Below are 13,506 nucleotides of genomic sequence, written 5' to 3'. Positions count from 1 at the left end.
CTGGTGGAAGCGGGGTATTATGAAGTGATCTTATCCACAAGTTCAATATTGACTTTTTGAAAAAGTAAGATCTCATCAAAATAAAAAATCAAACACATGATTTTAAAAGATTTTTATTTTTTACCCACAAGTAAGATCATAGCAAAAAAACCACCAGATCTCACCCCAAAATTAAGATCAAATTTAGTTTTCCAGAGCTTTTCCTATTCTTACTAAATGCTATAATGCCGCCCGTCGGATCAGATCTATGCAGATCGATTTCGTATTGATCCTACTTTATATGGATCATCTATGTGTGTTCGATACTGCTGCTCAGTTTGTTCTATATATAAAGCAACAAAACGCTTGCTGTGGAATATTTAGCCACACAGAGCAGATTTTGATTGACTTTAGACGTACTCAGCTTTAATATCTCGCGCTCGCAATGGCACCTGTGCCAGGATCGCGACCTGCATAGGATGTTTTAACTTTTAACCGATCGGATGGAATTGTTATGAAAAGAACTTTTCAACCTAGCGTACTTAAGCGCAAGCGTACTCACGGTTTCCGTGCTCGCATGGCGACTAAGAACGGTCGTAAAGTATTAGCACGTCGTCGTGCTAAAGGCCGTAAAGTACTTTCTGCTTAATATTTAGTGGAAGACTTTAGCTTTAGCAGGGAGTTACGTCTGTTAACTCCCTCGCATTACTCCCGCATATTTCAAGAGCCAGCTCGCGCTGCTACACCTTATTTTACTCTACTTGCAAAACCAAATGATGTTGGTCATCCCAGACTCGGTTTAACAGTTGCTAAAAAGCGCTGTAAAAAAGCGTGTCAACGAAATCGCATTAAACGTCTTGCCAGAGAAAGCTTTCGTCTAAATCGTCATAAACTGGATAACATCGATATTGTGTTGATGGTCAAGACCGGTGTTGATGAGCAATCTAATGAAGAGCTAACAAAACAGCTAACTAAGATGTGGCGTAAAATAAATGAACGTTGTAAACCAGGAGCACCAAAGCCTGCTTTTAAGCCAAGACAGCAAAAGCGTTCAAAAAAACCTCAAGGGAACGCGAAAAAGCAATAATCCGCTTTTCGCATTTCTTTTTAAGCCGCATTTACCCTTGCCAACGTAGTAATTTTACCTCAATTAAGGTAAGGTTAGCTCACCTTTTAATCAGCTATATCAATGGAAAAATAGTCTGTTTTTTCCCACTTGGGTTGAAGCAGTAAATTGAGGAAATTGATATCTACAATGCCATGAATTCAACTTCAGGGCATGGCAAAATCAGGCGTCAGTTCAAATTAGTGAGTTCGCTACCCAAGCATCTCCTTATTTTACTGATACGAGGTTATCAACAATGGATCAGTCCCCTACTTGGACCTCATTGTCGATTTAATCCAACCTGTTCGAGCTATGCAATTCAAGCAATTAATTTACATGGAATTGCAAAAGGGAGTTGGTTAGCGGTTAAACGCATATTAAAATGTCACCCTTTGAGCGCAGGTGGAGATGATCCTGTACCTGTGAAGTCAACTAAAGTTAAACAACACGAGAAATAAGAGCTGTTATGGAATCGCAACGCACGTTTTTATTTATCGGTTTGTTGCTTGTTTCGTTCCTATTGTTCCAAGAGTGGACACAAGAACAAAACCAGCCTCAAACTGGTACCAGTGCCGCCGCACATCAAGTGGCGAACTCAACCCCAACAGAAGATCAAACTGATGTTCCAGCGTCTAGCCAATCCGATGTGCCTGTTGTGGCAACTCAGGCGACACGTTCTGTTATTAGTATTACTACCGATGTATTTGCGGTAAAAGTTGATACTAAAGGCGGCGACATCGTTGAAGCTAAATTACTCCAACATGCAGAAACCCATGGCAGCGATCAGCCTTACCTGTTACTTGGTGAATTTGATGCTAAGCAGTATATTTCACAAAGTGGCTTAATTGGTTTAAACGGCCCTGACGCGAATAAATCAGGCCGCCCAGTGTACAAGTCAACTCAAACTCACTATGAGTTAGCAGGCGATACATTACGCGTACCTCTTACTTTTACTGATGAAAAAGGCGTACAGTACACCAAAACCTATATCTTCAATGCTGGTAAATATGACGTTGGCCTAGAGTATCATGTCAACAATACCACGGCAGATCCCGTACAAGTGCAGCTTTACACACAAATCAAGCGTACTCGTCAGGATAAAGGCAGCATGGTTGACCAAACTTACCTTGGTGCAGCCTATGGTACAGCGGAAGAGCCTTACGAGAAATACAGCTTCTCAGATATGGCTGAAGCAAACCTTAATAAAAATACCCAAGGTGGTTATGTCGCATTTCTACAGCACTACTTTGTAAGCGCTTGGGTTCCTGATCAGCAAACCAATAATACTGTGTACACAACACTAAGAAACGGTAACGGCATTATTGGCATGAAGAGTGAACCGACCAATGTTCAAGCAAATACCGCTGCAACGATTACAGCAACGTATTATATGGGACCTAAAGACACAGAGGCGCTAGAGGCTATTCAAGAAGACTTAGACCTAACTGTAGACTACGGCTGGTTATGGTTTATCTCACAGCCATTACTCACACTACTTAAGTTCCTTTATGGTATTTTGGGTAACTGGGGTCTGGCTATTATCGCGATTACATTGATTGTAAAAACCGCTTTGTATCCACTGACCAAAGCACAATACACTTCAATGGCTAAAATGCGCATGCTGCAACCAAAAATGCAGGCATTAAAAGAGCGTTATGGCGATGACCGTCAGAAGTTCGGTCAAGCGATGATGGAGATGTACCGTAAGGAAAAAGTAAACCCTATGGGTGGCTGCTTCCCATTATTACTACAAATGCCAATCTTCCTTGCGCTGTTTTACGTTTTCCTTGAGTCAACAGAGTTACGTCATGCTGAATTTGTCTTATGGCTAACTGACTTATCTGCAATGGACCCTTACTATGTACTACCTGTGCTATTTGGCGCAAGTATGTTCCTTACTCAAAAGTTACAGCCAATGACTGTGACTGATCCAATGCAGCAAAAGATGATGACTTACATGCCAGTTGTGTTCTCTATCTTCTTTATCTGGTTCCCATCAGGTCTAGTACTTTACTGGTTGGTTTCAAACCTTATCTCTATCGCGCAGATGCTAATTATCTACCGTGGTATGGAGAAAAAAGGCATGAAAGTACGCGGTTAATTCCCCGTATTCAGAAAAAACGGCTCTCTAATGAGCCGTTTTTTATGTCTTAAAAACAATAACTTGATAATATTTTATGGTAATTTTATGCTAATTTGATAGGTCAGATAGACACTATCCGTCATGCTCATTTGCAAATACAGCACGCAAAGAGAAGACGATGTTTGAATCAACGTTACTACAGGCACTTTCTAGTGCGGAAACAAGCTGGTGGTTAATCCCCCTCGCCTTGCTAATAGGTGTTCTCACCAGTTTTACTCCCTGTGTCTATCCTATCTTACCTATTACTGTTGCTACGTTGAGTCAGCAACGTCATATCCGCCTTGCACCTATGTTGTACGCTATTGGCTTTGCAGCTGTCTATGCAGCACTTGGGTTCGTAGCCGCACTCACAGGTAGCTTTTTCGGCCAAATTGCCACGAACCCTTGGGTGCTACTGATTTTTGCAAATCTGCTACTTTACTTTGCAGCAGTATCAAAAGGGTTACTCCCCTTGCCTGCATTCTCCACAGCCTTCAGTAATACAGCCTCTGCTCCGCTACTCATGGGCATGGCCAGCGCCTTTGTTGCAGCACCTTGCACATCACCTGTGCTGGGCGGTCTATTATTGTTCGTGGCCAATGCTCAGCAGCCCTTATTGGGCGGTATGTTGCTATTTAGTTTTGCCCTAGGAATGAGCACCTTGCTGTTGCTTGCTGGGTTTAGCACACGATTTTTAGATAAGTTGCCAAAATCAGGGGCATGGCTTAATCACATCACCACAGTCACAGCACTACTCTTAGTCGCAATGGCGCAATATTTTCTTATTCAAGCTGGCAAAAGCTGGCTATAACAGTGAAGGAACTACCATGAACAGAGTCATTTTTTATTTGCTACTCACTTTATTGAGCACCACATCGACGGCTAAGGAATACCCCATACTGAATGCTAGTACACTGACCAACAATGTGATTACAAGCAAAGGGAAGATCACTTATTTAAAATTTTGGGCAACTTGGTGCGCTTACTGTATTGAGGAGATGCCGCTACTTGAACAAAGCTACCAACAAGCCAATGACCACTATCAGGTTATCGCCATTAATATCGGCTTCAATCAGTCAGAAAAAGGTATCAAAGCCTATCTTGATAAACATAATTATCAATTTCCAACGGTATTTGATGAAAGCGGTAAGATAACCCAACAGTTTCAAGTATTAGGTACACCGCAGCACATCTTAATTGATGAAAACGGTAAAGAAATTTATCGCAGTGCACTATTTACCGATGAGCTACAGCAGCACCTAAACACACTACAAGGAGTAAACTAATGTCACTAATCAAATTACTACTTGTGCACATTACCATCTATTTAAGTATGTCTGCGCAGGCGAGCACACAAGAGTATATCTTTATCAATATTTGGGATGAGTATGTGCAGCCAACCTCATTACCCGCACCATCAGCTCCGAGAGTTATGTTGCAGCCAGATATCAATATTGATGATGCAAGTCTAGAGCAGTTTAAAGCAGCTTACCCTAGTTACGGTAATATCAAAGTTGATAAGCAAAACCAGTTAATGCTGCAGTTTTCAGTGAGGCAAACCCCCATGCGCATACTCGTTGAAAACGGTAAAGTTATCCAACGAGAGCAATTGTCTACGGCAACCGTTGCCAGCAAAGAAGAAAAGACAAACACCCCTTTAAAAACATTAGCCGGTACGCCTTTCTCTATTGAAACAGTTAATAGCCAATACCGAGTGCTATTTTTCAGTGATAGCTTATGTCCATTTCAACATATTCCAGCATGCGAAATGAAGATTGAAATGAATAATCACCTCGCAGCAGTCAGCGATTATCCCGTGCTAACGATAATTAAGCCATTTTACGTCGACGAGCAAAGTGCTTATGCCTATCAAAAGCGCTTTAATATCAAACACGATATTGTGTTCGATCACCACAATGAAGTATTCAGTACTTTTGATGTACGAGAATTACCTTATTGGTTGGTACAAGACAAACAGGGCAAAGTGGTATATCGCGGTAATCAACCACCGAGCCTAGACTAATTCCCTGTCGCAGCCAGCTTGAGCGAAGACTGGCTGCTCAACAAGATTGTAAATTTAGGGAGATCTCAAGCTAATTTATCGTCCATTTACTTTGACAATATACGCTATACGGCGCATCAATAAGCTCAGCAATAAAGCGTTTATCGATGCGGCTTTGCTGTCGTAACTGCTGCAACTGCAACTGTAATAATTGACTATTTTCAAGCTCAGTGAGTTTATCTGAAAAGTCTTGCTGTAACGCTTCCTCTTTCGCCATATCAGCGGCTACAGCACCATAAAGTAGCAAAAGATGCGAGCTGGGGTGTTGCTGTGAACTAATAATATCAAGTGCTTGTTGTGGCTCACCATTTAAAAGATGTATATACATTTGAGTATAAAGCGCATAGGTTTCAACCTCCTGTAGTTGTAGCGTTTGATACGCTTGCATAGCCTCCAATGAAAGCTGCTCGGCAGACTCAAGCTCTCCTGCTTTTATCAATGTCCAACTGAGTAATAACTTAACGTTCGCCTGCGTCACGACAGATATATCATCACTTTTGAGCAATGCTTGGTATTGTAAAATTGCGCTTTGCATTGCTTCTTCATCACCCGTTTGCAGTGCAATATCCATTTGCGCCATGCCTATCAGTAATTGCTGCTGTTCATAACTAGGCACAAAACGTGGTTCGGGTGTAATTTGCTTTAGGTAATCAAGCGCTTTTTCCCCTTGATGAAGCTGAATATAGAAAAACCCCAAGTAAGTTAGTACTTGCATTTCTAGATGGTGATAGCCGCCCTGTTGCGCCAATTCCAACGCGTTTAATAAGCTTGGTTCACTCTCACTAACAGGCACTAAATAGTTTTGTCCGTAAGCAAATAATGCCTTAATTAAGCTTAATTTTTGTGCCGTTTGCTGATAGTAAGTGATCGCTTGAGCAAGGACTGGCTTACTTTTTTCTAAGTTGAGTAAAGTCTTTTCTATTGGCCCTGCTGCGGGTGGATTAGCTAAATAAAAGCTGCGCTGCGCTTCGCTGTAGGCAAAAGAGCGACTCCCCACCAAAACATGCGCTGAATTCATTGCTTGTTTATATTCATCCCAACGCTGAAGGCTCCAATAGGCGTCCGCCTGAAGTTGATAAGCAGATGCTATTAATTCAACCTGTTGACTTTGCTGTGCCACATCCAATGCCAATTTCGCTTGTTGCAAGGCCTGCTGCGCTTGTCCTGTTGCTTTTAAAAACTCGCCATAATACAAGTGATAGCGAGCCTGCGTCGCGATAGATGCTGTGCTCAGTGAGATATGCTCAAACTGCTTATGTGCAGACTGTATGTCCCCAAGCCACCAGCAAATTTGTGCAAGCTCAAGCTGACTTTCTATATGATCTGGCATTTGCATAACCGCCGCTTCAAAGTATGCTTTAGCTAGCTTTGGACCTTGCTCATTTAACGCTTGGACACCGCGATAATAGTCACGCATGCCACGATTAAAAGGAGCCATATCTATCGCTTCAGTTTTAAGTGCTAGTTGTGTTATGACTTGCATTGCAATAGCTGTAAAGTTTTCATCTAGCTGTTCGACTATCAGCTCGGTGCGCTCGCTTGCTAAACTAGCCGTTAATAGAAATCGTTGTTGTAACGGTTTAAGAGAAAGCGTGAGCTTTTTAGTTTTATCACTGTCAGAAAGCTCTGGATACTGGCTTTTGGGTACTAAGTGATAACTAGATTGCAGCTGTTGCCGCAGTGCGGCTTCCAACGCATACCCCCACCACGCATTTGCTTGTACACCCGTTTCATTAGCCATAGGTGGGATAATAAGTGTCGGCAATGTGACACTAGCCTTGCTTGAAACCGGCTTTGGTGCAGATAAAAAATATAAGCTGACTGTACTAACAATCGCTGTTAAGCCAACCGCAGTGAGCAATATTGTGGCTTTCTTCCCTAGCTTAGTAACATGTGAAATTAGGCTTTTTGAATGCGGCTGTTCAACAGGACAAATCCACAAATACCCTTGCTGTGGGATAGTTTTGATAAACGTTGGATTTTGGGGACTGTCGCTCAGTGCTTGCCTGAGCTCTGTAATGCTTTGAGTGAGTGCGGTTTCTCTAAACTCGCCATGTTGCCAGAGGCTGCTAAGTAATGTTTCACGTGCAACAACTTGATTTGGATGCGTTAAAAAATATGCCAATAGCTGTGCAACCTTTGGCCGCAATGGAACTTGCACAGCATCACGATATAAGCACAATGTCATTGGATCAAAGCGAAAATGTAAGAAGTACAACACGGTGTTTATTTCCCTTATACAAACCTATTACCAGAAGTATCCAGTAAGTATTGTACCTATACTATAACTAACAAACACGACTAATCCTAAGCAAAGTCATCTAACTGCTAAAATGAAGTTAAGCCAACCTTTCCAACTTGATTGTTGCCAACACCAGGTCAAATCCATATCGCTCAATTATCGCTTGAACCACGAAGCGACAAGTCAAACGCTATAGCCACAGTACACTCCGAAGAACAAAAACAAAATCGCAAGGGAACCAACACTTGTAGATATTATCTAGCAGCTATACCTGAGATATATCAATTGCTGTACAATTATGTCTATTAACCAGACAGTCTAAAGAGTCATCATGATTGCACAAGACACCATAGCAGCACAGGCTACCGCTCCGGGTCGCGGTGGCGTTGGTATTATTCGCGTATCAGGTAGTAAAGCCAAAGCGGTCGCCGAGCAAATCTTAGGTAAATGCCCAAAAACTCGCTATGCCGAATACCTGCCATTCAATACCTTAGCAGGTGAACAGCTTGACCAAGGCATTGCGCTGTTCTTTCAAGGACCAAACTCATTCACAGGAGAAGATGTGCTTGAGCTACAAGGCCACGGTGGTCCGGTTGTCCTTGATATGCTGCTAAAGGAGATAAGCCAAATCGAGCAAGTGCGCTTGGCAAAGCCTGGTGAGTTCTCAGAACGTGCTTTTATGAACGACAAGCTAGACTTAACGCAAGCAGAAGCCATCGCAGACTTGATCAATGCCACCAGCGAGCAAGCTGCAAAAAGTGCGCTACATTCGCTCCAAGGTGACTTCTCTAAACATATCAACGCATTAGTCGAAAAAGTAATTCACCTTCGTATGTATGTAGAGGCTGCAATTGATTTCCCCGATGAAGAAATTGATTTTCTATCAGACGGTAAAGTCGCAGGGGATCTTGAGAGCATTATTCAGCAACTCGCTGAAGTGCGTAAACAAGCCAAGCAAGGCAGTATTATGCGTGAAGGTATGCGCGTGGTGATTGCAGGTCGTCCTAACGCAGGTAAATCATCGCTACTCAATGCCTTAGCTGGCCGTGAAGCCGCGATTGTTACAGACATTGCAGGTACCACAAGGGATGTACTGCGTGAGCACATTCATATCGATGGTATGCCGCTTCATATTATCGACACTGCAGGACTTCGTGATAGTCCAGATAAAGTAGAACAGATAGGCATAGAGCGTGCTTGGGAAGAGATCCGTGGTGCCGATCATGTACTGTTTATGGTAGATGGCACAGAAACCCACGAAACCGATCCTGCGAAGATCTGGCCTGATTTTATTGAGCAACTACCGCAAGGTATGGAGATTACGGTGATCCGCAATAAAGTCGATTTGAGCGGTGAAGCCATTGGCACAACAACGAGTGATGGCCATACTCTTATTCGCCTGAGTGCCAAGGATATTCAAGGCATTGATTTATTGAGAGAACACCTAAAAGCCTGTATTGGATTCACAGGTGCAACTGAGGGTGGCTTTATGGCTCGTCGTCGTCATTTAGACGCCCTAGAACGCGCTGCTGAGCACCTAGAAATAGGCCAAACTCAGCTAGAGATGCACATTGCCGGTGAAATTCTGGCAGAAGAGCTGCGCCTTACCCAGCAATACCTCAATGAGATCACCGGCGAATTCACCTCAGATGATTTGCTAGGCAAAATCTTTAGTTCATTCTGTATTGGTAAATAACCTGACCTTCGGATAAATAATCCAAATATTTGAGTTGTCATACGCCCGATGTTCGGGCGTATGGTTACACACTAGCTAACCTGAGGTTTGGATAAGGAATGAGCTGAACTCAGGTTAGCTACAGTAATGGCTGACTGCTTCTTTTACCTTACGAGATTTGTCTTTTTTCAATGGAGCTAGCAATACTTCAGCATCTGCTTCTTGGCTTAATATTTCAGGAAGTTCAGCGCGGCGACCTGCGTGTAAGTAGCTCAAACTCTGTTTAAAACTGCCATATTGGCCACGGGCATGTGCCACAATAAACTCACGACACACATCAAAATGGCTGCGCTTAATACAAAACAGCACCAAGTGTTCAGGTTTAATGCCGATCTCAAATAACCAGGCAAGTAAAAATGCCATACCGGTCTCGGATGCTTCACCTTCATACTCATCGCTGGTTGATAGGTAAGTCTCAAAATCAATTTCATTGTGTGCCAGTTGATGTAACAACCAAGGTTGCTCCATTTGCGCTTCAATTAATTTAAAGCCGCGATAGTCATGATTGAGCAGCAGACGTACCAGTTTGTTGCGACGCTTAACATCTAGCATCCACACAAATTGACGCAGACTATACATGTGGTATTCATCGGCATCGATACGCATAAACTCGGTGAATATTTGCCCTTTGAACAGCGCAGCCATGGCGTCAAACTCTATTTCGTTATCTAGATAAGCCATCGTTTGTTCAACAATCTCATTGATACGATTGCACTGCACTTGAAGTTCAGCAACGCGCTTTACAATAGCAGCACGTTCAACCTGCTCTGAGAATACCAATAAGGGTCCCGATGGCAGTCTGTTTTCATACCAAGCAAGCGGCACCTCATGATCGGCCATCACAATCACGTAATTGTCTCCTTGCTGCTGCAACACAGTGCTGGCTTCCCAACTTCGACCATCAACATGACAAGGTTTATCATGTATTGAAAGGCTATCTGCCACAATGGTTTTATACAGCTTCTTTGGTAACTTTTCACCTTCACCGAAATACAGACAATCCTTACCTGACTCATGTGCCAGCGCATGCTCCCAAGAGTGCAGATTTAATTGCACAAAAATATCTATTGTACGGCGCAAGTCATGATCAAAGTCCACTGCAACTTCAGGATGTTTGAGTGATACATGATGTAAAAACTCAACTTTCGTGCGCTCATTAATATACGCAAGTCCCCGTTCCATGGCTTTGGCTTTTTTACGCCCCATGCTGCCAAACATACTGGTATCATCACTGACTATTTCGCTGTAAATCTCTATCCAATTTACGTAACGCCCGAAGTCATAACGTTGATAACTCATTTCATAGGCATTCAGAATACCGCTATCTATTCCAGCTTTAGTTAAGTGCTCATAGACATCAATCCCATCGAGTATATTGTTAAACTCTATATCCCAATGATCATCTGAATAAGCACGAAGCACATTGCGTGCAACCCTAACAGGCGCCAATGCAATAATAAATTGCCACAAACGATCTGCTTTATTTTGTAAGGGTAAAGGTAATTGCCGCAACCAAAATGCGGCTAAGGTAAAGCGCTGAAAGTCATCATCATGATCTTTAAAAAGCTGATAGCTGGGTTGCTGCTCACTAAATTTGTTTAAGTAAAGGTCGCCGAGACAGCACTCATCTCGATACAAGTGTGGCTGTACTAGTGCCAATATACTGGTCAAATCATCTTGCGGCGTGTCTGCAGTAAAGTGTTCGCAGATCCGCGCTATTTGCTCCTCAGATAATCCCAGATTTTCGGGGTTATAACGGTCTGACTTTTTATGACATTTTTTAATTATGTGCTGGGCAGCGAGTTGCCAAATATGATTATCGTTAAGATAAGTTACCAGTGCCTCTGTAATATCATCGCCAATACGCTGATTGTAATCACTGTGAAGGTGATAACTGGCCAGTGTCATTAAGCCCATATCCAATTGCGGCCACTGCTCTGGATGGCAAAGCGCACGAGATGAGCGAAAATGCTCGTCAACCAACTTTAGATGCTTGCGACACAGTAATTCATCGTGATTAGTAAAGTGGCGAAATATCGATTGAATATTTTTGGCTTTAGCACTTTCTACTGCGCTTTCAATATCAGATAAGGAGAGTTGAGTGTAGCGCTGATAATAGGCTTCTCTAGAAAGTAGCGCCTCATCACCTTCGGTAAGTGATGCCATCATATATTTACTAAACTCACGTTTGCCTAGAGCATGGTAAAATACGTCAATCACGCGCAAGTATTGCTGAGCACGAGCTTGTAGTAAGTTAGTTTCTGTATCTTTGCGTACCGTAAGCGTCAATACCAAACCATTTGGTTGTGTACATTCAACTTCTTCACTGAAGTGATCAGTCAGTAGATCGCCCCGTACAAGATTGAGCACCGATTTCAACTCGTTGGCTATGCCTTGGTTGTTGTGCTCGAAACTAACCAATTGATCAACAAAATGCTCAGCCATATCACTGGCATGCACTTTTGCTAATTCAAATACATCTACTTCACAGAGTGTTTCTAACACGGTGTGTGGCTCACCACTTTCAATATAGCGCCACAATGACTCACCTTGTGGCATAGCTAGCACTAAGGGCTTCAATAAATTGCTACCATAGTTAAGCTCATATTTTCTCTCGTCTCTGGCGAGATAGGCGCGATAGTTTGCACGCGCAGTAATAGCACTTTGTGCTATTTTAACGAGCGGCCCTACAACCTGTGATTGGACTTTTTGCTGTAAATCATACGCTTCATTTTCGAGCGTATTGCCAAAAAACGGCATTGCCATAAAGCTATCTTTGGCTTCTTCATCGTCATAAAAACAGGTATGAGGGAATAGCGATTGGTATAGAGACACGACGGGTTGATAAGCACTTAAGTCTTCTTCTTCACCTTCATCGCACATAGTATCGATACGCTCAAGTAATGCAGGTTCAGCTTTGAAACGTGCAATAACTAACGCTTTAAACGGTTCATAGAACTCCGGGTGCTGGCATAAATATTCCCCCAGAGGCTGGTGACTACAATCATCACTATATTGATCATTTTGGAACATACCAGATCTAAAGCTATCGTTGTCACACCATATAAATGCTTTGATTATTTCATTGTGCCAGCCATGCTCATGAAGTAACGAACTTAAATAGCTTTCGTAACCGCAGGCATGTTCATCATCCCAATAAGGCACAAAAAACTGTGCAAGCAAGTAGGCATATCGTATATCTGTCTTTGCAAGCATATATAATGCTTCTACGCCAAATACCCGCATATCATCTAGCCACATTTCATCTGTATTGTTTTGGCGTCGACTATAAGCGACGATGGCTTTGGCAGTTTCTACAACAACCTCTTTAATTTCGGAATATTGCAGCGCAGCTGCAAACAGAATAACCTCAGAAATATAAGTTTCAGTATCATCATCTATCGGATGATTATAGTGGTGAGAGCCACCTTCTTGGCCTAAGTTTAATGCAGATTGTAGCAACTTAAGGTTGTTGCCGCTGTCTTGTGGTTGTAGGCGGCGATCACCGTCTTTTCCCCGTTGCTTAAATTCAATATCAAATTGACTATCGCTAAAAGCCCTATCCTCATCTAATAAAGCTTTATATTGTGTTAATGCTAATTTGATTTGTTGCGGGTCTTGAATATCCAGCGTGATAATCTGGTTTTTATCGAATTGATTCATGTCGTTATTTCTAATTGGATTTAACGTATAGCCGCACTAATCGGACTATAGAGTAGAAAAAATAATGAAGCACAGTTATGTAAACTGCGGTGATTTCAAGTAAATATTAAAAAGCAGCGGGTGTCGATTACGAGCTAGTATCGTCCTCTTGTAGCTCTTTTAACCTGTCGACGTCTATTTGGCAGTCCTGCTTTGCCTTTTTCTGTTGATCGGGTGTCATATCATCCCAATGAATATAACCACCATGTGTGTATGATGACTTGTATAAATAGTTAGCGAGCTTTTTGCTCACAGTACCAGAGATAAGTCCTGTTACTGAACCATGTTTATCGGCGGCCCATAGTGCAACACGTTTAAATTCCAGCTCTCCAGAAGCGCTAATGCGAAATGAATACCAATCTTTAGCGGCACTGATGCGCAGTTTCTTCTCCATGCTTTACCTTTTAATGTTCCTTAAAGTCGAAAGCATTATTTCCAATCTTAATCATGAGGTCAATACAACATATAAAATTAAGTCTTTGAATTATATTAATAAAAAGTAAAGTATAAGGTAATATCGTTGGCAACAACACATATGCCAACGATATTAAATCTATGT

12 protein-coding genes are annotated in these 13,506 nt (G+C 42.3%); 9 read left to right on the top strand and 3 right to left on the bottom strand.

Going from position 1 to position 13,506, the window contains the following annotated elements:
- Positions 1-247: 247 nt before the first annotated feature.
- The 8 genes from J8Z24_RS16880 (at position 248) to J8Z24_RS16845 (ending at position 5,229) form a co-directional block, all read left to right on the top strand.
- On the top strand, positions 248-409 hold the full coding sequence (locus tag J8Z24_RS16880; protein WP_176033027.1) for a hypothetical protein: 162 nt from the start codon (positions 248-250) through the stop codon (positions 407-409).
- Positions 410-493: 84 nt separating this feature from the next.
- Positions 494-628, top strand: a complete 135-nt coding sequence (rpmH, locus tag J8Z24_RS16875) for a 50S ribosomal protein L34 (protein ID WP_010376846.1) — start codon at positions 494-496, stop codon at positions 626-628.
- Positions 629-634: 6 nt separating this feature from the next.
- On the top strand, positions 635-1,066 hold the full coding sequence (gene rnpA / locus J8Z24_RS16870; protein WP_128732033.1) for a ribonuclease P protein component: 432 nt from the start codon (positions 635-637) through the stop codon (positions 1,064-1,066).
- Between the two features lie 173 nt (positions 1,067-1,239).
- The gene (gene yidD, locus J8Z24_RS16865) at positions 1,240-1,542 is read left to right on the top strand and encodes a membrane protein insertion efficiency factor YidD (RefSeq protein WP_211091617.1); all 303 of its coding nucleotides are present in this window, start codon (positions 1,240-1,242) and stop codon (positions 1,540-1,542) included.
- 8 nt (positions 1,543-1,550) lie between these two features.
- Positions 1,551-3,185, top strand: coding sequence for a membrane protein insertase YidC (gene yidC, locus J8Z24_RS16860; protein WP_252095068.1), 1,635 nt, complete (start codon positions 1,551-1,553; stop codon positions 3,183-3,185).
- Between the two features lie 160 nt (positions 3,186-3,345).
- Positions 3,346-4,017, top strand: a complete 672-nt coding sequence (locus tag J8Z24_RS16855; protein WP_125253660.1) for a cytochrome c biogenesis protein CcdA — start codon at positions 3,346-3,348, stop codon at positions 4,015-4,017.
- A 16-nt stretch (positions 4,018-4,033) separates the two neighbouring features.
- Complete coding sequence (locus tag J8Z24_RS16850) at positions 4,034-4,492, top strand: TlpA family protein disulfide reductase (RefSeq protein ID WP_147388765.1); 459 nt, start codon at positions 4,034-4,036, stop codon at positions 4,490-4,492.
- The gene (locus J8Z24_RS16845; protein ID WP_252095067.1) at positions 4,492-5,229 is read left to right on the top strand and encodes a TlpA family protein disulfide reductase; all 738 of its coding nucleotides are present in this window, start codon (positions 4,492-4,494) and stop codon (positions 5,227-5,229) included. The genes J8Z24_RS16850 and J8Z24_RS16845 overlap by 1 nt, the downstream gene beginning before the upstream one ends.
- A 70-nt stretch (positions 5,230-5,299) precedes the next feature.
- Here J8Z24_RS16845 and J8Z24_RS16840 read toward each other — a convergent pair whose 3' ends face one another.
- A complete protein-coding gene (locus J8Z24_RS16840; protein WP_252095066.1) occupies positions 5,300-7,489 on the bottom strand; it encodes a winged helix-turn-helix domain-containing protein in 2,190 nt (729 codons plus the stop codon).
- A 352-nt stretch (positions 7,490-7,841) separates the two neighbouring features.
- Here J8Z24_RS16840 and mnmE point away from each other — a divergent pair, with 352 nt between their 5' ends.
- On the top strand, positions 7,842-9,206 hold the full coding sequence (gene mnmE, locus J8Z24_RS16835; protein WP_125253657.1) for a tRNA uridine-5-carboxymethylaminomethyl(34) synthesis GTPase MnmE: 1,365 nt from the start codon (positions 7,842-7,844) through the stop codon (positions 9,204-9,206).
- Between the two features lie 114 nt (positions 9,207-9,320).
- Here mnmE and J8Z24_RS16830 read toward each other — a convergent pair whose 3' ends face one another.
- Together J8Z24_RS16830 and J8Z24_RS16825 are read right to left on the bottom strand one after the other, a co-directional pair.
- On the bottom strand, positions 9,321-12,908 hold the full coding sequence (locus J8Z24_RS16830; RefSeq protein WP_176033030.1) for a hypothetical protein: 3,588 nt from the start codon (positions 12,906-12,908) through the stop codon (positions 9,321-9,323).
- Positions 12,909-13,035: 127 nt separating this feature from the next.
- Complete coding sequence (locus tag J8Z24_RS16825) at positions 13,036-13,341, bottom strand: hypothetical protein (RefSeq protein WP_176033031.1); 306 nt, start codon at positions 13,339-13,341, stop codon at positions 13,036-13,038.
- Between the last annotated feature and the right edge of the window lie 165 nt (positions 13,342-13,506).

Source organism: Pseudoalteromonas sp. SCSIO 43201, from assembly GCF_023716725.1.
GTDB lineage: Bacteria > Pseudomonadota > Gammaproteobacteria > Enterobacterales > Alteromonadaceae > Pseudoalteromonas > Pseudoalteromonas peptidolytica.
This window is presented reverse-complemented; position numbering and strand designations above follow the sequence as displayed.